This is a genomic window from Paractinoplanes brasiliensis (assembly GCF_004362215.1).
Classification (GTDB): Bacteria; Actinomycetota; Actinomycetes; order Mycobacteriales; family Micromonosporaceae; genus Actinoplanes; species Actinoplanes brasiliensis.
This window is the reverse complement of sequence record NZ_SNWR01000001.1, coordinates 61,667-85,534: the sequence shown is the minus strand read 5'-3', so window position 1 is coordinate 85,534 and position 23,868 is coordinate 61,667. Positions and strand designations below refer to the sequence as shown.

Below are 23,868 nucleotides of genomic sequence, written 5' to 3'. Positions count from 1 at the left end.
TCGTGATGTCGAAGGTGTCTTTGCGTCGGGACGATGCGATCGCCGTTGTCGGATTGTCCTGCCGCTTGCCGCAGGCCCCCGACCCGGCGGCGTTCTGGACTCTGCTGAGCGAAGGGATCGATGCGATCGGGCCGACGCCGGCCGAACGCCTGGCCGGGTTGGACGACGCGCCCATCGGCACCGAGTACGGCGGCTTCCTGGACGGCATCGACCGGTTCGACGCGTCGTTCTTCGGCATCTCGCCCCGGGAAGCCGCCGCCATGGACCCCCAGCAGCGGCTGATGCTGGAGCTGAGCTGGGAGGCGCTGGAGGACGCCGGGGTCGTGCCGGACCGGGTCCGCGGCACCAAGGTCGGCGTGTTCGTGGGGGCCAACCGCAACGACTACGCCACCCTGGCGTACACCCGCGGTCCGGACGCCATCACCTCCCACAGCAACACCGGGCTCCAGGCCGGCATCATCGCCAACCGGGTCTCCTACACGTTCGGGTTGACCGGTCCGAGCATCACCGTCGACACCGCACAGTCCTCCTCGCTCGTCGCGGTCCACCTGGCCTGTGACAGCATCCGCCGCGGGGAGTGCACCAGCGCGCTGGTCGGCGGCGTCCTGCTCAACATCAGCCCGCAGGCCGCGGTCGGGGTCTCCCGGTTCGGCGGGCTCTCGCCGGACGGCCGCTGCTTCACTTTCGACGCCCGCGCCAACGGCTACGTCCGTGGCGAGGGGGGCGCCACCGTGGTGCTCAAGCCGCTGGCCGACGCCCTGGCCGACGGCGACAACGTGTACGGCGTCATCCGCGGCAGCGCCATCAACAACGACGGCGTCAGCGACGGCCTGACGGTCCCCAGCGGCGCTGCCCAGGAAGAGGTCATCCGCCTCGCCCACGAACGCGCCGGGGTCGAGCCGGCCGACGTTCAGTACGTGGAGCTGCACGGCACCGGAACCCCGGTCGGCGACCCGATCGAGGCAGCCGCGCTGGGTGCCGCGCTCGGCCGCGAACGCCGTTCCGAAGGCCCGGTCCTGGTCGGCTCGGTGAAGACCAACATCGGTCACCTGGAGTGCGCCGCGGGCATCACCGGCCTGGTGAAAGTCGTGCTCTCGCTGGACCGGCGGCAGATCCCGGCCAGCCTCAACCACGTCGAGCCCAACCCGCGGATCCCGCTGGACGAGCTGAACCTGGCGGTCGTCACCCGGACCACGGACTGGCCCGCCGACGGCCGTCCGATGGTGGCCGGGGTGAGCTCGTTCGGCATGGGCGGCACCAACTGCCACCTGGTTGTCAGCGAGCTCGTCGAGGCCGACCGCCCGGCGGATTCCCCCGATGAGCCCGCGGAACTTCCCCTCCTCTTGTCGGCTCGAAGCGCGGAGGCGCTTGCCGACCAGGCCGCCCGGCTTCGCGAGTTCCTGACGAACCGTCCCGACGTTCCGGTGCGCGCCGCGGCCTGGACGCTGGCCACCGCCCGGACAACCTTTCCGCATCGGGCCGCGGTCATCGGCACTGCCGCCCTGGAGGAGTTCGCGCCGCTCACGCGCCCGGTCGCTCAGGACCGCGGGGTCGTCTTCATCTTTCCCGGGCAGGGCGCGCAGTGGGCCGGGATGGGCCTGTCGCTGTGGGACGCCGAACCGGTCTTCGGCGCCGCGATGGCCCGTTGCCAGCAAGCCCTTTCGCCGTACGTGGACTGGTCGCTGCGCGAGGTGCTGGCCGACGCCGAGCTCCTGCGCCGCGACGACGTCGTTCAGCCCGCGCTGTGGGCCATGATGGTGTCGCTGGCCGAACTCTGGTCCCATTGGGGCGTACGCCCGGCGGCCGTCGTCGGGCACAGCCAGGGCGAGATCGCGGCCGCCTGCGTGGCGGGCGGACTTTCCCTCGAGGACGGCGCCCGCGCGGTGGCGTTGCGAAGCAAGGCGGTGCTGGCGGTCGGCGGCATCGGCGGCATGGTCTCGGTGCCGGCCCGCCTCGCCGAGGTGGAAGCGCTCATCGAGCCGTGGGGCGGGCAGCTGACGGTCGCCGGGATCAACGGACCGGTCCAGGTCGTCATCGCCGGCCCGATCGAGGCGGTCGACGCCTTCCTCGACGCCCATCACGGCATCGGCGCGCGCCGGGTCGGCATCAACTACGCCTCCCATTCGGCCCAGATCGAGCAGATCCGGGACGCGATCCTCACCGACCTGGCGGGCCTGCACCCGGCGTCGGGCACCGTGCCGTTCCACTCGACGGTCACCACCCGGGTGACGGACACCGCCGAGCTGGACGCCGGTTACTGGTACACCAACCTGCGGGAGCCGGTCCGGTTCGCCGAGGTCATCGCCGGTCTGGTCGAGGCCGGCCACCGTACGTTCGTGGAAGTCAGCCCGCATCCGGTGCTGGCCATGGCGGTCGAACAGGCGGCCACCGGCCTGGTCGTGACGGGCAGCCTGCGCCGCGGCGAGGACACCCGGCGGCGGTGGCTGGGGTCGCTCGGAGCCGTGTACGCCGCCGGGGCCGACGTCGACTGGACGCGGGCTTTCCCCGGCACGCCGCCGCGCCGGATCCCGTTGCCCACCTACCCGTTCCAGCGGCAGCAGTATTGGCTCCCGGACGGGACCACGCCTGTTCTGCCGGTGGCCGCTCCGCCTGCGACGACCTCGACCTGGCCGGGGGAGCCGGTCGTGCAGCCCGACGCGCCTGCCGAGGACCTGCTCGACCTGGTCCAGCGGCACGCGGCATCGGTTGCCGGGTACGCCTCGGCCGCCGACATCGCGGTCGACCGTAGTTTCCGGGAACAGGGCTTCGAGTCGTACACCGCGGTCGACCTCCGTAACCTGCTCGGCGTCACCACCGGGCTCGACCTGCCCGCCACACTTCTGTTCGACTACCCGACGCCGCGCGTCCTGGCCGCCTATCTCGAGGAACGCCGGAGCGGAACCGCCGGGACAGCCGCGACACCGGCCGCGGCCCGGGCGGCCGACGAGCCGCTCGCCATCGTCGGCATGAGCTGCCGCCTGCCCGGTGGCCTGGAGACCCCCGAGGACTTCTGGACGCTGCTGCGTGACGGCGGTGACGTGGTCGGCGAGTTCCCAGCCGACCGCGGATGGGATCTGGACCGCCTGTACGACCCGGACCGGGAGCGGGACGGCACCAGCTACACCCGATTCGGCACTTTCCTCGGCGATGCCACGATGTTCGACGCGGAGTTCTTCGGGATCAGCCCCCGGGAAGCCGTCGCCATGGACCCGCAGCAGCGCCTGCTCCTGGAAACCTCGTGGGAGGCGCTGGAACGGGCCGGCATCGTGCCGGACACCCTGCGCGGTACCGATACCGGCGTCTACGTCGGGCTCATGCACCACGACTACGCCTCCCAGGTCGCCGGCGATCCGGAGGGCACCGAGGGATACGCGCTGACCGGCACCACCGGCAGCGTGGCGTCCGGCCGTCTCGCGTACGTGCTGGGGTTGGAAGGCCCGGCGGTGTCGGTCGACACGGCGTGCTCGTCGTCGTTGGTGGCCTTGCACATGGCAGGGCAGGCGCTGCGGGCCGGCGAGTGCTCGATGGCTCTTGTCGGCGGCGTGACTGTGATGTCGACACCGCACATCTTCGTGGAGTTCTCCCGGCAGGGCGGTCTGTCGCCGGACGGGCGGTGCAAGGCGTTCGCGGACGGGGCGGACGGCACCGGCTGGGGTGAGGGCGTCGGCGTTCTCGTGCTGGAACGGCTTTCCGACGCCCGCCGCCGGGGACACCAGGTGCTCGCGGTCATGCGGGGCAGCGCGGTCAACCAGGACGGCGCGTCCAACGGTCTGAGCGCCCCGAACGGTCCGTCGCAGCAGCGGGTCATCCGCCAGGCGCTCGCCAACGCGGGCCTGAACCCGGCCGACGTCGACGCCGTCGAGGCGCACGGCACCGGCACCAAGCTGGGTGACCCGATCGAGGCGCAGGCGCTGCTGGCGACGTACGGCCAGGGCCGCCCCGCCGGCCGGCCGCTGTGGCTCGGCTCGGCCAAGTCGAACATCGGGCACACGCAGGCGGCTGCCGGTGTGGCCGGGGTCATCAAGATGGTGCTGGCGATGCGTCACGGTGTGTTGCCGCGGACCTTGCATGTGGATGAGCCGTCGTCGCATGTGGATTGGTCGGCTGGGGCGGTTGAGCTGCTCACGTCGCAGCGGCCGTGGGAGGCCGGCGGTCGGCCGCGTCGGGCGGGTGTGTCGTCGTTCGGGATCAGTGGCACCAACGCGCACGTGATTTTGGAGGAGGCTGGGCCGTCGCCGGTTTCGGAGAGCCGGGTGCTTCCGGTGGTGCCGTGGCTGGTGTCGGCGCGTGGTGAGCGGGCTCTCGAGGAGCAGGTCAGCCGGTTGCGGGAGTTCGAGTCGGCGGATCCGGTGTCGGTGGGGCGGGCGTTGGCGTTCGGGCGGGCGCTGTTGCCGCATCGCGCGGTGCTGCTGGGTTCGGAAATGGTGACCGGGGTGGCGGCCGCCGATGTTCGGGTGGCGTTGATGTTCTCCGGGCAGGGCAGTCAGCGTCCGGGGATGGGTGAAGGGCTTTACGAGGCGTTCCCGGTGTACGCGGCGGCGTTCGACGAGGTGTGCGCGGCGTTGGACATGCCGTTGCGGGAGGTGATTGTCGGCGATTCGCTGGGCGAGACCTCGAATACGCAGCCGGCGTTGTTCGCGGTGCAGGTGGCTCTCTATCGGCTGTACGAGTCGTGGGGTGTGACGCCGGCGGCGTTGGGTGGTCATTCGATCGGTTTGATCGCGGCGGCTCACGTTGCGGGGGTGCTGGATCTGGCGGATGCGGCGCGGTTGGTGAAGGCGCGTGGCCGGTTGATGCAGGACCTGCCGGCTGGTGGGGCGATGGTGGCCCTGGACGCCTCCCAAGCCGAAGCGGAAGCGTTGATCGCTGGTTACACCGATCGGGTCGGTGTGGCGGCGGTGAACGGCCCGAAGTCCACGGTGATCTCCGGTGACGAAGCGCTTGTTGAGGAGTTGGCCGCGCGGTGGCCGGGTCGTTCGCGGCGGCTCAATGTCAGCCATGCGTTCCATTCGCCGTTGATGGAGCCGATGCTCGCCGAGTTCGCCGACGTTCTGGCCGAGCTGACCTGGCATGCGCCGCAGATCCCGGTGGTCGGTGGGGAGGTGGACCAGCCGGAGTTCTGGGTTCGCCACGCGCGTGAGGCGGTGCCGTTCCACGACGTGGTGACGGAACTCGAGGGTCACCTGTTTGTGGAGATCGGTCCGGACGCGACGTTGTCGGCGATGGCGGCTGATGCCGGGACCTGGCTGCCGGGGCTGCGCCGGGACCGCGACGAGCCGCTGACGGCGCTGACGGCGCTGGCCGGAATCCACGTTCGTGGCGGCGACGTGAACTGGGCGGCCCTGTTGGGCGACGGCCCGGCGCCGGTCCCCGGCCTCCCGACCTACCCGTTCCAGCGGGAGCGGTTCTGGCCGAAACCGGCCACCTGGTCGGGTGACGCATCGGCGCTGGGTCAGGAGGCCGCCGGTCATCCGCTGGTCGGCGCGGCGGTGTGGTTGGCCGGCGGCGACGGGGTGGTGCTGACCGGGCGGCTGTCGCTGGCGGCGCAGCCGTGGCTGGCCGACCACGCGGTCGGAGGTTCGGTGCTGCTGCCCGGCACCGCGTTCGTGGAAATGGTCGTGTGGGCCGCCGACCAGGTCGGCTTCCCGGTGGTCGACGAACTCCTGTTGCGGACGCCGCTGGTGATCCCGGACCACGGTGGCGTACAGGTTCAGGTGTGGGTCGGTGAACCGGAGGAGTCCGGCCGCCGCCCGGTGAACGTCTACTCCCGCCCCGAGCAAGGCAACGGGCCGTGGACGCGGCACGCCACCGCGGTGCTCGGTTCGCGGGCCGAACCGGCCCCGGCGCCGATCACCACCTGGCCGCCCGCCGATGCCGAGCCGGTGGACCTGGCCGGCGCGTACCGCCAATTGGAACTCCGGGGATACGAGTACGGGCCGCTGTTCCGGGGCCTGACCGGGCTGTGGCGGGGTCGCGACGGCCGGTGGTGGGTCGAGACGGCACTGCTCGAGGCGCCCGGTGCTTTCACGCTGCATCCGGCCCTGCTCGACGCGGTCCTGCACGGCGCCCTGGTCGAGGCGATGGCACCGGCCCCCGGCGAGGGTCCGCGCCTGCCGTTCGTCTGGACCGGCGTCCAGGTGCACGCGGCCGCCGCGACGGCGCTGCGGACCCGGCTGGACGTGCGCGGGGACCGGATGCGCCTCGAGGCGTTCGACCAGACCGGCCAGCCGGTGGTGAGCGTCGGCGAGGTGACCCTGCGGTCGGCCACGCCGGCCAAGGCGGCGAGCGATCCGGTCTACCGAGTGGATTGGCAGACGGTGAGCCCGGCCGCGGCCGACCCGGTCGATGCGGAAGTCGCCGATCTGAGGGCGCCCGCCGACGGAACGCCGATGCCGCAAGCCGCCCACGACGCGGCAGTTCGCGCGCTGGACGTGCTCCAGCAGTGGCTGGCGGAACCGGGATCGCTCGGCCGCCGGCTTGTCGTGCTGGCCGCCGACGACCTCGCGGGCGGCGCGGTGTCCGGCCTGGTCCGGTCGGCGCAGGCCGAACACCCCGGCCGGATCGTGCTGGCCGACGTCGGCTCTGCGACCGCCGGGCCGGACGTCCTCGCGATGATCCTGGCCACCGGCGAGCCGGAGGTCCGCTTCCGCGACGGCGCCGTACAGGTTCGGCGGCTGGTTCCGGCGGCTGCGGACAGCCTGGTCGCGTTGCCCGGCCAGCGGCTCGACGTCACGGTTCCCGGCACCCTCGGGAGCATGGCCGTGCTGGCCGACCCGGCGGCCGTCGCGCCGCTGGCGGCCGGCCAGGTGCGGGTCGCGGCCCACGCCCACGGCGTGAACTTCCGGGACGTGCTGATCGGCCTCGGGATGTACCCGGGCGGCGGAACGATGGGCTGCGAGCTCGCCGGCGTGGTGGTCGAGACCGCTGCCGACTTGACCGATCTGAAACCCGGCGACCGGGTGTTCGGCCTCGGCGCCGGGCTGTCGCCGGTGGTGGTCACCGACGTGCGCCGGCTGGCCCGGATGCCCGCGTCCTGGTCGTTCGCGGACGCCGCGGCCGTACCGATCGTGTTCCTGACCGCCTTCCACGCCTTGCGGGACCTCGCCGACGTCCAGGCGGGCCAGCGGATTCTGATCCACGCGGGCACCGGCGGGGTCGGCATGGCGGCGATCCAGCTCGCCCAGGCGTGGGGTCTCGAGGTGTACGCCACCGCGAGCCCCGCCAAGTGGGAAGTTCTCCACGGTCTCGGCATCCCGCCGTCACATGTGGCGTCCTCGCGCGACCTGGACTTCCGGGAGAAGTTCGCGGGCGGTGTCGACGTGGTTCTGAACGCGTTGACCGGAGCTTTCATCGACGCCTCGCTGGATCTGCTCGCGCCCGGCGGGCACTTCCTCGAGATGGGCAAGGCCGACATCAGGGATCCCGAAGGGGTGAACTACCGGGCGTTCGACCTGCTCGAGGTCGACACCGACCGGATCGGCGCCATGCTGACCGAGCTGACCGGCCTGTTCCTCGCCGGGACGTTGACGCTGCCGCCGGTGACCGTGTTCGGGGTGTCGCATGCGGTCGCCGCGTTCCGTCATCTGCAGGCGGCTCGCCACGTGGGCAAGGTGGTTCTGCGCTATCCGGCGCTGAACCCGGCCGGCACCGTGCTGATCACCGGCGGCACCGGTGACCTCGGTTCGATGCTGGCCCGGCACCTGACGCGCACCCGGCAGATCGGCGAACTGCTGTTGCTCTCGCGTCAGGGCCTGCACGCTTCCGGTGTGCCGCGCCTGGCGGCCGATCTCGCGGAAGCCGGTACGCGGGTACGGGTGACGGCCTGCGACGCGACCGACCGGGCCGGGCTCAGCGAGGTGCTGACAGGAGTTCCGCTGACCGGCGTGGTGCACGCCGCCGGCCTGCTGGACGACGCGCCGGTCGAGTCGTTGACGCCGGAGCGGGTGACCCGGGTGATGCGCGCCAAGGCGGACACCGCCTGGCACCTGCACGAGCTGACCCGCGAATCGGATCTGGCGTGGTTCGTGTCCTACTCCTCGGTGGCGGGCCTGCTCGGCACCCAGGGCCAGGCCAACTACGCCGCCGCGAACGCGTTCCTCGACGCGCTGGCGGTCCACCGCAGGGCTTCCGGGCTGGCAGCCCAGTCGCTGGCCTGGGGGCTGTGGACCCAGAGCGCCGGTATGTCCGGCCACCTCGGTGCGGCCGACGTGGCCCGGATGGGACGCGGCGGCATCGGCACGCTGCCGGGTGAGCAAGGGCTGGCCCTGTTCGATGCCGCCATCGGCCTCGACCACCCGGTTCAGGTCCTGGCCCGGTTCGACGCCGCGGCGATGGGCGGACGACCGGTCTCCCCGGTGCTGTCCGGTGTGCTGCGCGGGCCGGGTACGACGGTGGCCCGGCGGACGGCTGACAGCGGGCGGCCGGGTTCGGCGGCCGAGGGTTTCGCCGCGGTGCCCGGGGCGCAGCGTCGCGGATTCGTCCAGAACCTGGTGCGTACGCACGCCGGGGTGGTGCTCGGCCACCCCGACGGCGAACGGGTGACCCTGGAGCACAGCTTCAAGGAACAGGGCTTCGACTCGCTGACGGCGGTCGAGTTCCGTCATCGGGTGGCCACCGCGACCGGCGTGGCGCTGCCGGCAACGCTGGTGTTCGACTACCCGACACCGGCCGTGCTGGTCGACTTCCTGATGGGCGAGCTGTTCGGATCCGGCGAAGCCGCCGACGTGGTGGTCCCGGTGACCGCCGCGATGGACGAGCCGATCGCGATCGTCGGCATGAGTTGCCGGTTGCCCGGCGGGGTGGAGAGCCCGGACGAGCTCTGGGATCTGCTGACCGGGGGTGTGGAGGCGATGGGCGGCTTCCCGCCCGACCGCGGCTGGCCGGAGGAGTCCGAGCCGCGGTACGCCCGGATGGGCGGCTTCCTGGACGACGCCGCCGGTTTCGATGCCGGGTTCTTCGGGATCAGTCCCCGTGAGGCGCTGGCCATGGACCCCCAGCAGCGGTTGCTGCTCGAAGCGTCGTGGCAGGCGCTGGAGGACGCGGCGATCGATCCGACCGGTCTGCGCGGCTCCGACACCGGCGTGTACGCGGGCATCATCTCCTCGGACTACATGCACACCGAGGCCGACGAGGGCCACGGCCTGACCGGGCACACCGCCAGCGTCGCCTCCGGCCGGATCGCGTACACCCTCGGCCTGGAGGGCCCGGCGGTGTCGGTGGACACCGCGTGTTCGTCGTCGCTGGTCGCCATCCACCTGGCCGGGCAGGCGCTGCGTTCCGGCGAGTGCTCGCTGGCACTGGCGGGCGGTGTCTACGTCATGGCCACCCCGAAGATCTACGACGACCTCAACCAGCAGGGCGGCCTGGCCGCCGACGGCCGGATCAAGGCGTTCGCCGAGGCGGCCGACGGCACCGGCTGGGGTGAGGGCGTCGGCGTGCTGGTGCTGGAACGGTTGTCCGAGGCGCAGCGCCGAGGCCATCGGGTGCTGGCGTTGATGCGGGGCAGCGCGGTCAACCAGGACGGCGCCTCCAACGGCCTCAGCGCCCCCAACGGCCCCTCCCAGCAGCGGGTGATCCGCCAGGCGCTGGCAAACGCCGGCCTGGCCGCCGCCGACGTCGACGCGGTCGAGGCGCACGGCACCGGCACCAAGCTGGGCGACCCGATCGAGGCGCAGGCCCTGCTGGCCACGTACGGGCAGGGCAGGCCGGAGGACCGGCCGCTGTGGCTGGGCTCGATCAAGCCGAACATCGGCCACACGCAGGCGGCAGCCGGTGTCGCCGGGGTCATCAAGATGATCCTGGCGATGCGGCACGGCGCCCTGCCCCGGACGCTGAACGTGGACGCGCCGACGTCGCACGTGGACTGGACGGCCGGAAACGTCGAGCTGCTCACCTCGGAGAGGCCGTGGGAGGCGGACGGCCGCCCACGCCGGGCCGGCATCTCGTCGTTCGGCATCAGCGGCACGAACGCCCACGTGATCATCGAGGAGGCCGCGGCTGCGCCGTCCCCCGCCGACCCGATGCCTATCGTGCCGTTGGTGTTGTCGGCCCGCAGTGAGCAGGCGCTCACCGATCAGGCGGTCCGGTTGCGGGAGTTCCTCGACGAGCGGCCGGACGCCGACCTGGCGCGGGTCGCCCGGGTGCTGCTGACCGGCCGGGCCGGCCTGCCGCATCGGGCGGTGGTGCTGGGCGCGGATCGTGGTGAGCTGCTGCACGGCTTGGCCGACGTGGAGGCTGTGCGTGGCCAGACGGTCGCCGGGACCGGCCTGGTGTTCGTGTTCCCGGGCCAGGGTGGTCAGTGGACGGGTATGGGCCTGGGCCTGTGGGAGCAGGAACCAGTTTTCGCGGCGGCGATGCAACGTTGTGCTGCGGTTCTGGAACCGCTGGTCGACTGGTCGTTGCGGGAGGCGCTGGGCGACGCGGCGATGCTGGAACGGATCGACGTCGTCCAGCCGGCGCTCTGGGCCGTCATGGTTTCGCTGGCCGAGTTGTGGCGGCACTGGGGCGTCGAGCCCGCCGCGGTGATCGGTCATTCGCAGGGTGAGATCGCGGCGGCCTGTGCGGTCGGTGCGCTCTCGCTCGCCGACGGTGCCCGGGTGGTGGTGTTGCGGAGTAAGGCGATGGCGAGCATTGCCGGTGACGGTGGGATGGTGTCGGTGCCCAGGCCACTGGCCGAGGTCGAGCCCTTGCTGGAGCGGTTCGGTCTGGACGTGGCGGCGGTCAACGGGCCGGCGCAGGTGGTGCTCTCGGGAACCGCGCGCGCGTGTGAAGCCTTCTTGGCCGCTTTCCCGGAACTCAGCCCTCGACGCGTCGCCTCGAACATCGCCGGTCACTCGGCCGAGATGGACCGGCTGCGCGACGGCCTCGCCCCGCAGTGGACGACGCTTTCACCGTTCGATTGCGAGGTGCCGTTCTATTCGACCGTGCATGCCGGGCTCGTGGAGACCGGCACGCTCGACGGCGATTACTGGTTCGCGAACATGCGCCGGACGGTGCGGTTCGCGGACACGATGCAGGCCGTGGTCGCTGCCGGGCACCGGGTGTTCCTGGAAGTCAGCGCGCACCCCGTGCTGACGATGGCCGTCGAGCAGGCGGGCGACGGCATTGTGGTGACCGGCAGCCTGCGTCGTGCCGAGGACACCCCGGCGCGTATCCTGCGCGCGGTGGCCAACCTGCACACCGCAGGGGTCGAGGTCGACTGGTCGCGGGCCATCGGCGAGGGTCCGGTACGCCCGATGTCGCTGCCGACCTATCCGTTCCAACGGGACCGGTACTGGCCGCGTACGACGGGCACTTGGGCCGGTGACGCCGGTGCGCTGGGGCTCAACGCCGCCGATCATCCGCTGGTCGGTGCGGCCGTGCGCCTGGCCGACGGTGACGGCATGCTGCTGACCGGTCGTCTTTCGCTGGCTGCCCAGCCGTGGCTGGCCGACCATGTCCTGCGTGGTTCGGTCCTGCTGCCGGGCACCGGGTTTGTCGAGATGGTGGTCTGGGCCGCTGACCAGGTCGGCTGCGCGGTGGTCGAAGAACTCACGCTGCAGTCCCCGCTGGTGATCCCGGCGTCCGGCGGCGTGCATGTCCAGGTCTGGGTGGGCGACGCTGACGGGAACGGCCGCCGCCCGGTGAACGTCTACTCCCGGCACGAACAGGCCGACGGCCCCTACACCCGGCACGCAACCGGTGTGCTGAGCCCCGGTGGTTCCGCACCGGCCGGAACTCTCACCTGGCCCCCGACGGACGCGGAGCCGGTGGTTCTCGACGGCGTCTACGAACGGCTGGCCGCCGACGGCTACCAGTACGGCCCGGTGTTCCAGGGCCTGCGCGCGCTGTGGCGCTCCGGCTCGGCCGTGTACGCCGAGGTGACGCTGCCCGAGCGTACCGAGACCGACCGGTTCGGCCTGCACCCGGCCCTGCTCGACGCCGCGCTCCAAGCCGTCGTCGCCGGCGCCTTGGTCGAGGGCGACCGCCCGGTACTGCCGTTCGGGTGGAGCGGCGTCCAGCTGCACGCCACCGGCGCGAGCACCCTGCGGGTACGGCTGGAGCTGCGCGCGGACGCCTCGAACGCGGTGAGCCTGGCGGCGTTCGACATGGCCGGGCAGCCGGTCCTGACCACCGAGTCGCTGATGCTGCGGGAGCAGTCGGCGGAGGCCGCGGTCGACGTGACCCGGTCGCTGTACGCGGTGGAGCCGATCCCGCTGCCGGAGCCGGAGCCGGGAGTAGCCGGGCACCCCCACGTCACGGTCTGGACCCCGCCGGACGGCGGGGACACCGACCAGGCGGCGGGTGTTTCGGCCGCGTTGACAGCTGCGCTGGGCCGGGTGCAGGAGTGGCTGGCCGACCCGGACACCGCCGACCGGCGGCTGCTGGTGCTGACCCGGGGCGCTACCGAGGGTACTGATCTGGCCGCCGCCGCGGTGTGGGGTTTCGTGCGTTCGGCTCAGACCGAGCACCCGGACCGGTTCGTGCTCCTGGACGCCGATCGGGACGGGACCCTTCCGGACGAGCTGCTGGAACGAGCCGCGTCGAGCGGTGAGCCGGAGGTGCTGCTGCGCGACGGCCTGCTGTACGCCCGGCGGTTGACCCGGGCGGTGCCTGCCGGACCGTCGCTGGTGGCCGGGCAGCGGCTGGACGTCGCCACCCCGGGCACGCTGGACCGTCTGAAAGCCGAGTCCCACCCGTCCGCCGTGGCGCCGCTGGCCGCCGGGCAGGTGCGGGTCGCCGTACACGCGCAGGGTGTGAACTTCCGGGACGTGCTGATCGGGCTGGGCATGTATCCGGATCCGGACGCCCTGATGGGCAGTGAGCTGTCCGGCATCGTGGTGGAGACCGCCCCCGACGTCACCGATCTGAAACCCGGTGACCGGGTGTTCGGCATGGGCATCGGGTTCGGGCCGGTCGTGGTGACCGACGCGCGGGTGCTGGCCCGAATCCCGGGCGGCTGGTCGTTCCCGGACGCGGCCTCGGTGCCTGCGGTCTTCCTCACGGCCTTCTACGCGCTGCGGGAGCTGGCCGACGTACGGCCCGGTCAGAAGATCTTGATCCATGCCGGGGCCGGCGGCGTCGGCATGGCTGCGATCCAGCTCGCCCAGGCGTGGGGTCTCGAGGTGTACGCCACTGCGAGCCCCGGCAAGTGGGAAGTCCTCCACGGCCTCGGCGTCCCGGCCGAACGGGTGGCCTCGTCGCGGAACCTGGACTTCCGGGAGAAGTTCGCTGGTGGCGTCGACGTCGTCCTCAACGCGCTGACCGGCGAGTTCATCGACGCCTCACTGGAACTGCTGGCGCCCGGTGGCTACTTCCTGGAAATGGGCAAGGCCGACATCCGCGACCCGGAGGGCGTGAACTACCGGGCGCTCGACCTGTTGCGGGCCGGCCCGGAGCGGATCGGCGCGATGCTGCCCCGGCTCGTCGCGATGTTCGCCGAAGGTGTGCTGGAACCGTTGCCGGTGACCGTTTTCGAGGTCTCGCGCGCGGTTGCGGCGCTGCGGCACATCCAGGCCGCGCGGCACGTCGGCAAGGTCGTGCTCCGGCACCCCGCGCTGGACCCGGACGGCACCGTGCTGATCACCGGGGGCACCGGTGTGCTCGGCTCGATGCTGGCCCGGCATCTGACCCGTACCCGGGAAACCGGTGAGCTCCTGCTGTTGTCGCGGCAGGGTGTGCACGCCGAAGGCGCGGCGCGGCTGGCGGCCGATCTCGCGGAGGGCGGCACGCGGGTCCGGGTGACGGCCTGCGACGCGGCTGATCGAGCCGCGCTCGGCCGGCTGCTGGCAGGCGTTCCGCTGACCGGAGTGGTGCACACGGCCGGTTCGCTTGACGACGCAACGGTGGAGTCGCTGACGCCGGAGCGAGTGACGTCGGTGCTGCGGACCAAGGTGGACGCGGCGTGGCATCTGCACGAGCTGACCAGGCACCTTCCGCTGGCCATGTTCGTGCTGTACTCCTCGGCGGCCGGCACATTCGGCACCGGCGGCCAGAGCAACTACGCTGCAGCCAACGCTTTCCTGGACGGCCTGGCCCGGCATCGGCAGGCGGCCGGGCTGCCTGGGCTCTCGCTGGCGTGGGGCTTCTGGGCCGACCGGTCGGCGATGACCGGGCACCTCGCCGAGAACGACCTCGGCTGGTTGAACCGTGGCGGCATCGGCGCGCTGTCCCGGGAGCAGGGCCTGGCGCTGTTCGACGCGGCGATCGGTGACGGCCGCGCGGCACTGGTCCCGGTCCGGCTCGACGTGGCCGCGCTGCGGCGGGCGGGCGGCTCGGCCGTACAACCGTTGTTGCGGGCCTTGACCGGGCCGGCCCGCCGGACGGCGGCCACCACCGGCAAGGCGGGAGAGTTCGCCGCCGCGCTGGCCGCCCTGACCGGCCCGGAACGCGAACGCACGCTGCTGGACCTGGTCCGGTCGCAGGCGGCGCTGGTGCTCGGCCACGCCGAGGCGTCGGCGGTGGACGCCGGTTCGGCGTTCCGCGACCAGGGCTTCGACTCGCTGACCGCGGTGGAGTTCCGTAACCGGCTGGCCGCCGCGAGCGGGCTGCGGCTGCCGGCCACGCTGGTGTTCGACCACCCGACACCACGCGTGCTTGTCGACTTCCTGCTCGGCGAGCTGTTCGATACGGACGCGGCGGTCGGAACGGCGGCCCCGGCGGTGGCCGCCATCGGCGAGCCGATCGCCATCGTGGGCATGAGCTGCCGGCTGCCCGGTGGTGTGGACAACCCGCAGCAGCTGTGGGAGTTGCTGACCGGCGGCGTCGACGCGATGGGCGGCTTCCCGGCCGACCGCGGCTGGCCCGAGGAGTCCGAGCCGCGGTACGCACAGCTCGGCGGGTTCCTCCGGGACGCGGGCGGTTTCGACGCCGGATTCTTCGGGATCAGCCCCCGAGAGGCGCTGGCCATGGACCCGCAGCAGCGCCTGATGCTTGAGGCGTCATGGCACGCGCTGGAGGACGCCGGGATCGACCCCACCGGCCTGCGCGGCTCCGACACCGGTGTGTACGCCGGCATCATCACCTCGGCGTACGGCCTGGGAACCGACGTCGTCGACGGCCACGGGATGACCGGCGGCACCGCGAGCGTGGTGTCCGGCCGGGTCGCCTACACGCTGGGCCTCGAGGGCCCCGCCGTCTCGGTCGACACCGCCTGTTCGTCGTCGCTGGTGGCGCTGCACATGGCCGGCCAGGCGCTCCGGCTCGGCGAGTGTTCGCTGGCGCTTGCGGGCGGCGTGTACGTGATGGCCACCCCGAAGGTCTACGACGACTTCCTGCTGCAGGGCGGCCTGGCGTCGGACGGCCGCTGCAAGTCGTTCGCCGAGGCGGCCGACGGGACCGGCTGGGGTGAGGGCGTCGGCGTCCTGGTGCTGGAACGGCTTTCGGACGCGCGCCGCAACGGCCACCAGGTGCTCGCTCTCGTTCGAGGCAGCGCGGTCAACCAGGACGGCGCCTCGAACGGGCTGACGGCTCCCAACGGCCCGTCCCAGCAACGGGTGATCCGGCAGGCGCTGGCAAGTGCCGGTCTGGAAGCCGCCGACGTCGACGCGGTGGAGGCGCACGGCACCGGCACCACGCTGGGCGACCCGATCGAGGCGCAGGCCCTGTTGGCGACGTACGGCCAGGATCGCCCGGCGGACAAGCCGCTGTGGCTCGGCTCCATCAAGTCGAACATCGGGCACACGCAGGCGGCGGCCGGTGTGGCCGGGGTCATCAAGATGGTGCTGGCGATGCGCCACGGCGTGCTGCCGCAGACCCTGCACGTGGACGAGCCGTCGTCGCATGTGGACTGGTCGGCAGGCGATGTCGAGCTGCTCACGTCGCAGCGGGCGTGGGAGGCGGACGGGCAGCCCCGCCGGGCGGGTGTGTCGTCGTTCGGGATCAGCGGCACCAACGCGCACGTGATTTTGGAGGAGGCTGCGCCGGAGCCGGTGGTTTCGAGCGTGTCGTCGCTGCCGGTGACGCCGTGGCTGGTCTCGGCCCGCAGCGAGCAGGCCCTGGCCCAGCAGGTGGCGCGGCTGCGCGAGTTCGAACCCGCGGATCCGGTCGCCGTGGGCCGCACACTGGCTTTCGGGCGGGCGCTGTTGCCGTATCGGGCGGTGCTGATCGGTTCCGAGACGGTGACCGGTGTGGCGGCTGCCGATGTTCGGGTGGCGTTGATGTTCTCGGGTCAGGGCAGTCAGCGTCCGGGGATGGGTGAAGGGCTTTACGAGGCGTTCCCGGTGTACGCGGCGGCGTTCGACGAGGTGTGCGCGGCGTTGGACATGCCGTTGCGAGAGGTGATCAGCGGCGCGGATTTGGATCGGACGGAGTTCACTCAGCCGGCGTTGTTCGCGGTGCAGGTGGCCCTGTTCCGGCTGTACGAGTCGTGGGGTGTGACGCCGGCGGCGTTGGGTGGTCATTCGATCGGCCTGATCGCGGCGGCTCACGTTGCGGGGGTGCTGGATCTGGCGGACGCGGCGCGGCTGGTGAAGGCGCGTGGCCGTCTGATGCAGGACCTGCCGGCCGGTGGGGCGATGGTGGCCCTGGACGCCTCCCAAGCCGAGGCGGAGGCGTTGATCGCCGGGCACACCGATCGGGTTGGTGTGGCGGCGGTGAATGGCCCGTCCTCGACGGTGATCTCGGGCGATGAGGCTGTGGTCGAGGAACTGGCGGCGCGGTGGCCGGGTCGGTCGCGGCGGCTCAATGTCAGCCATGCGTTCCATTCGCCGTTGATGGAGCCGATGCTGGCCGAGTTCGCCGACGTTCTGGCCGAGCTGACCTGGCATGCCCCGCAGATCCCGGTGGTCGGCGGTGAGGTCGACAACCCCGAGTTCTGGGTGCGGCACGCGCGTGAGGCGGTGCCGTTCCACGACATGGTGACCGAGCTCGACGGGCACCTGTTCGTGGAGATCGGTCCGGACGCGACGCTGTCGGCGATGGCGGCCGACGCCGGGACCTGGCTGCCGGTGCTGCGCCGCGACCGCGACGAACCCGAGGCCGCGCTGACCGCGCTGGCCGGGATCCACGCCCACGGCGGCGACGTGAACTGGAAGACGCTGCTCGGCGAGGGCCCGGCCCGGCCGGTGGCGGGGCTGCCGGCGTACCCGTTCCACCACGAACACTTCTGGGTCCAGCCGCCGCGTCCGGTTGTCGACGGGCTGGCCGGGCTGGACGCCGAGTTCTGGGCGGCGGTCCAGCGGCAGGACGCGGCCACCGTGCTGCCGGCCCTGACCTCGCTGCGGGAGCGGCAGGCGTACGCCCAGACCCGCGACTGGCGGTACCGGATCGACTGGGCGCCGCTGACCGGCGCCGGCCCGGCCGCGCTCTCGGGCGTGTGGGCGCTGATCGGCGCTCCGGCCACCGGCGGCCTGGCCGAGGCGATGGCTGCCGCCGGGGCTGAGGTGGTCCCGGTCGACGACCCGGCCCGGCTGGAAGGCATGGAGCTGGCCGGTGGGGTCGTCGTGCCGGGGACCGGGCCGGAGTGCGCGACCCGCCTGCTGCAGGTCCTGCAGGCGTGGCCGGACGGCACCCGGCTGTGGGTCGTCACCGAGGGCGCGGTCGACCCGGTGGTGGACGCCTGGCAGGGCATGCTGTGGGGTCTGGGCCGCGTGTTCGGCTCGGAGTCGCCCGACCGTTGGGGTGGCCTCATCGACCTGCCCGCGACCGGCTGGGCCGAGTCGCTGGCCGGGGACTTCGTCGCCGCGCTGAGCGATCCGCTGGGGGAGAACCAGGTTGCCGTACGCCTGGACGGCCGGCACGGGTTGCGCCTGCGTCCGGCCCCGGCGCCGGCCGGCCCGGGATGGCGCCCCTCCGGCACGGTCCTGATCACCGGCGGCACCGGCGCTCTCGGCGTTCGCGTGGCACGGTGGGCGGCCGCCGAGGGCGCGCAGCGGGTGGTCCTGTTGTCGCGCCGCGGCATCGAGGCGGCGGGTGCGGCCGAGGCGGTGGCCCGGTTGGCTGAGGCCGGGGTCGTCGTCCAGGTGACGGCGGTTGACGTCGCCGACCGGCAGGCGCTGGCCGCGCTGGTCGGCCGCATTCCGGACCTGGACGCGGTGGTTCACACGGCGGGCGTGCTGGACGACGGGGTCATCGACGCCTTGACCGCCGACCGGCTGATGACGGTGGCCCACGCCAAGATCGACGGCCTGCTGGCGCTCGACGAGGTGACCTCCGGAACGTCGTTGAGCGCGTTCGTGGTGTTCTCGTCGCTGGCGGCGCTGATCGGCGCGGCTGGGCAGGGCAACTACGCCGCCGCGAACGCCTTCCTCGACGCTTACGCGATGAAACGCCGGGCCGAAGGCGTACCGATGGTTTCGGTCGGCTGGGGCATGTGGGGCGGCGCCGGGCTGGCCGACAGCCTGGTGGTCCGGCAGCGTACGACCCGGATCGGCGCCCTCGAGATGGACCCGGCGGTGGCGGTCACCGCGCTGGCCCACGCGGCGGGCAGCGACGGGTACTTGACGGTCGCGCGGATCGACTGGGCGCGCCTGGTGGAGGCCGGAGCCGGGGTCGTGCCGGCATGGCTGAGCGAACTTCCCGAGGCCCGCGCGGTTGCCCCGGCGGCCCTGACCGGCGGCCAGGAACCGGCGCTGGTGGCCCGGCTGCGCCAGGCGCCCGAGGGCAAGCGGGCGGCGGTCGTGCTGGCCCTGCTGCAGGAACAGGCCGCGGTGGTGCTGGGGCACGCGAACGCCGCCGCGGTACGCCCCGGCACCGCGTTCCGGGAGATGGGTTTCGACTCGCTGGCCGCGGTGGAGCTGCGTAACCGTCTGGCGGTGGCGTCCGGTCTGCACCTGCCGGCCACGCTTGTTTTCGACTACCCGAACCCGCTGACACTTGCCGATCACCTGCTGGCCGAGCTGACCGGCACCGCGAGCGGCCCCGGACAGGCCCGGACGGTGGCCGCGGCGCTCGACGAGCCGATTGCCGTCGTGGGCATGAGCTGCCGGTTCCCGGGCGATGTGGACACCCCGGAGCGGTTGTGGGAGATGCTCAGCGAGGGCCGGGACGCGATCACGCCGTTCCCCGCCGACCGTGGTCCCAGCGGCGGCGAGCCGGGCTCGTACATCGTCGACGTGGCAGGCTTCGACGCCGGGTTCTTCGGGATCAGTCCGCGTGAGGCCCTGGCGATGGACCCGCAGCAGCGGCTGCTGCTGGAGACCAGTTGGGCCGCGCTCGAGGACGCCGGTCTGGACCCGGCCGGGCTGCGCGGATCCGGCACCGGCGTGTACGTCGGCACCAACGGCCAGGACTACCCGATGTTGCTCAACGCCTCCCAGACCGACGGCGAGGGCTTCGGCGGCACCGGCAGCGCCGCCAGCGTGATGTCCGGCCGGGTGGCGTACACGCTGGGTCTGGAGGGCCCGGCGGTGTCTGTCGACACGGCCTGTTCGGCGTCGCTGGTCGCCATGCACCTGGCCGGTCAGGCGCTGCGTTCCGGCGAGTGCTCGCTGGCGCTGGCCGGTGGCGTCTCCATCATGACCACGCCGTGGACGTTCGTCGAGTTCGCCAAGCAGAACGGCCTGGCGGCGGACGGCCGGATCAAGGCGTTCGCCGACGCGGCCGACGGCACCGGCTGGGGTGAGGGCGTAGGCGTCCTGGTGCTGGAACGGCTCTCGGACGCCGAACGCAACGGCCACCGGGTGCTGGCGGTCATGCGGGGCAGCGCGGTCAACCAGGACGGCGCCTCCAACGGCCTGACCGCGCCCAACGGGCCGTCCCAGCAGCGGGTGATCCGGCAGGCGCTGGCAAACGCCGGCCTCGAACCGGCCGACATCGACGCGGTCGAAGCGCACGGCACCGGCACCCGCCTCGGCGACCCGATCGAGGCGCAGGCGCTGATGGCCACGTACGGGCAGGGCAGGCCCGCGGATCGGCCGCTGTGGCTGGGCTCGATCAAGTCGAACATCGGCCACACGCAGGCGGCGGCCGGTGTCGCCGGGGTCATCAAGATGATCCTGGCGATGCGCAACGGGGTCCTGCCGCAGACGCTGAACGTGGACGCGCCGACGTCGCAGGTGGACTGGACGGCCGGCGCCGTACGGCTGCTGACCGCGTCCCGGCCGTGGGAGGCGGACGGACGGCGGCGGCGGGCTGGTGTGTCGTCGTTCGGCGTCAGTGGCACGAACGCCCACGTGATCCTGGAGGAGGCGGCCCCGTCTCCGGCGCCCGTGGAAGCACTGCCGGTGGTTCCGTTGGTGTTGTCGGCCCGCAGTGAGCAGGCGCTGACCGATCAGGCGGCCCGGTTGCGGGAGTTCCTCGACGAGCGGCCGGACGCCGACCTGGCGCGGGTCGCCCGGGTGCTGCTGACCGGCCGGGCCGGCCTGCCGCACCGGGCGGTGGTGCTGGGCGCCGATCGTGGTGAGCTGCTGAACGGCCTGGCCGACGTGGACGCCGTGCGTGGCCAGACGGTCGCCGGGACCGGCCTGGTGTTCGTGTTCCCGGGCCAGGGCGGCCAGTGGACCGGCATGGGCCTCGGTCTGTGGGAGCAGGAACCAGTCTTCGCGGCGGCGATGCAACGCTGTGCTGCGGTTCTGGAACCGTTGGTCGATTGGTCGTTGCGGGAGGCGCTGGGCGACGCGGCGATGCTGGAACGGATCGACGTCGTCCAGCCCGCGCTCTGGGCCATCAATGTTTCGCTGGCTGAGTTGTGGCGGCACTGGGGTGTCGTACCGGCTGCGGTGATCGGTCATTCGCAGGGTGAGATCGCGGCGGCCTGTGCGGTCGGTGCGCTCTCGCTCGCCGACGGCGCCCGGGTCGTGGTGTTGCGGAGTAAGGCGATGGCGAGCATTGCCGGTGACGGTGGGATGGTCTCGGTGCCCCGGCCGTTGGCTGAGGTCGAGCCGTTGCTGGGCCGGTTCGGCCTTGACGTGGCGGCGGTCAACGGCCCGTCGCAGGTGGTGCTCTCGGGAACCGCGTACGCCTGCGAGCAGTTCCTGACCGCGTTCCCCGATCTGAACGCACGCCGGATCGCCTCGAACATCGCCGGTCACTCGGCCGAGATGGACCGGTTGCGAGACGGCCTGGCCCCGCAGTGGACTTCGTTGTCACCCGTCGATTGTGAGGTGCCGTTCTATTCGACCGTGCACGCCGGGGTGGTGGAGACCGGCACGTTGGACGGCGATTACTGGTTCGCGAACATGCGCCAGACGGTCCGGTTCGCGGACACGATGCAGGCCGTGGTCGCCGCCGGGCATCGCGTGTTCCTGGAACTGAGCGCGCATCCGGTGCTGACGTCGGCGGTGGACCAGGCCGGCGACGGCCTCGTGGTGACCGGCAGCGTCCGTCGTGCCGAGGACACCCCGGCGCGTTTCCTGCGCGCGGTGGCCAACCTGCACACCGCAGGCGTCGAGGTCGACTGGTCGCGGCTCTTCGGCGACGCCCCGGCGCTGCCGCTCTCACTGCCCACCTATCCGTTCCAGCACGACCGGTACTGGCCACGGGTGTCGGACGCCTGGGCCGGCGACGCCGGCGCCCTCGGCTTGAGCGCCGCCGACCACCCGCTCGTCGGTGCGGCCGTGCGCCTGGCCGACGGTGACGGCATGCTGCTGACCGGTCGTCTTTCGCTGGCTGCCCAGCCGTGGCTGGCCGACCATGTCCTGCGTGGTTCGGTCCTGCTGCCGGGCACCGGGTTTGTCGAGATGGTGGTCTGGGCCGCTGACCAGGTCGGCTGCGCGGTGGTCGAAGAACTCACGCTGCAGTCCCCGCTGGTGATCCCGGCGTCCGGCGGCGTGCATGTCCAGGTCTGGGTGGGCGACGCCGACGAGTCGGGTCGCCGCCCGGTGAACGTCTACTCCCGGCACGAACAGGCCGACGGCCCGTGGACCCGGCACGCAACCGGTGTGCTCAGCCAGTCGGCCACCGCCGATCCGGTTGAGCCGCTGACCTGGCCGCCGGCCGACGCCGAACCGATCGAGCTGGACGGCGCCTACGAACGGCTGGCCGCCGACGGCTACCAGTACGGCCCGGTGTTCCAGGGCCTGCGCGCGGTCTGGCGGTCCGGCTCGGCCGTGTACGCCGAGGTCACGCTGCCCGAGCGTACCGAGACCGACCGGTTCGGCCTGCACCCGGCCCTGCTCGACGCCGCCACCCAGGCCGTCCGGGCCGGTCGGCTGATCGAGGACCGCCCGGTGCTGCCGTTCGGGTGGAACGGCGTCCAGCTGCACGCCACCGGCGCGACCACCATGCGGGTACGGCTCAGCCGCCACCCGGTGATCGCCGACGCGGTCGCGGTGGCGGCGTTCGACCTCGCCGGGGAGCCGGTGCTGACCGCCGGGTCGCTGGTGATGCGGGAGCTGACGACCGAGTCTGCCGACCACACGGCGGACGTGAGCCGATCCCTGTACGCGGTGGAGCTGGTGCCGGTTCCGGTGCCCGGGGCCGGCGCGGGGGCAGAAACAGGGGCCGCCCAGGTCACGGTCTGGAGCCCGCCGGCCGACGCGGGTGCGGACGTCACGGCCGGTGTGTCGGCCGCCGTGGTGGCGACGCTCGCCCGGCTGCAGGAGTGGCTGGCCGGCCCGGACACCGCCGGAGGCCGCCTGCTCATCCTGACCCGGGGCGCCACCGAGGGCGAGGATCTGGCCGCCGCCGCGGTGTGGGGCCTGGTCCGAACGGCGAAGACCGAGCACCCGGACCGATTCGTCCTGCTCGACTCCGACGAGCCGGGCATGCCGTCCGAGGAGCTCCTGGCCTGGGCGGCAGCCAGCGGCGAGCCGGAGCTGGTGCTGCGCGACGGCGTGCTGCACGCCCGGCGCCTGGCGCGGGCCACCCGCAGCGGCGCGGCGGAGCCCGTGGCGCCGGACCCGACCGGCACGGTGGTGATCACCGGTGGTGCCGGGACGCTCGGCACGATGCTGGTCCGCCACGTCGTCGACAGCTACCGGGTCGGGAACGTGCTGCTGCTGTCCCGGCAGGGTCCGCACGCGGCAGGCGTTCCGGAGCTGATGGAACGGCTGGCCGGGGCGGGCGCGCGGGTCCAGATGGTGGCCTGCGACGCCGGGGAACGGGCCGGCCTCGGGGCGGCGCTGAACCGGGTACCGGCGGCCCATCCCGTCGTCGGCGTGGTGCACGTGGCCGGTGTGCTCGACGACGCCACGATCGAGACGCTGACCCCGGACCGGGTTCCGGGCGTGCTGCGGGCCAAGGTGGACGCCGCCTGGCACCTGCACGAGCTGACCCGCGACGCACCGCTCAAGTGGTTCGTGCTCTACTCCTCGGCGGCCGGCACGCTCGGCACCCCGGGCCAGGGCAACTACGCCGCCGCAAACGCTTTCCTGGACGCCCTCGCCCAGCACCGCCGAGCGCAGGGCCGGCCCGGTCAGTCGCTGGCCTGGGGCTTCTGGGCCGACCGGTCGGCGATGAACGCGCACCTCGGCGACGTCGACATCGCCCGCGGCCGGCGCGGCGGCATCCTGCCGTTGTCGCGGGCGCAGGGCATGGCGCTGTTCGACGCGGCGATGGCCGACGGCCGTCCGGTGCTGGTGCCGATGCGGCTCGATACGGCCGGGTTGCGGCAGCCCGGTGCGACCGTGGCGCCCCTGCTGCGGGCGCTGGCCGGGTCGTCCCGCCGGACGGCGGCGACCGCCGGCCAGGCCGGACGGCTGGCCGCCGAGCTGGTGGCACTGCCGGCCGCCGAGCGGGAACACGTGGTGCTCGACCTGGTACGCGCCCAGGCAGCCATCGTGCTCGGCTACGCGGCCGGCTCCGCAGTGTCCGCCGACGCCGCGTTCCGGGATCTGGGCGCCGACTCGCTGACCGCCGTCGAGCTGCGCAACCGGCTCGCCACCGCCACCGGCCTCACGCTTCCCGCGACCCTGGTGTTCGACTACCCGACCCCGCGCCTGCTGGCCGCCCACCTGGTGGCCGAGCTGACCGGATCCGGAGCCGAGGCCAGGCGGGTCACGGCGGCCGTCA

1 protein-coding gene (running past one end of the window) is annotated in these 23,868 nt (G+C 72.8%); it reads left to right on the top strand.

All coding sequences use genetic code 11. From position 1 onward, the window contains the following. Positions 1-14 precede the first annotated feature (14 nt). Positions 15-23,868, top strand: the 5' portion of a protein-coding gene (locus C8E87_RS45100; RefSeq protein WP_243755135.1) for a type I polyketide synthase. Its footprint extends 18,905 nt past the window's final position; only the first 23,854 of its 42,759 coding nucleotides appear in the window; it begins with the start codon at positions 15-17; its stop codon lies off the right edge, out of view.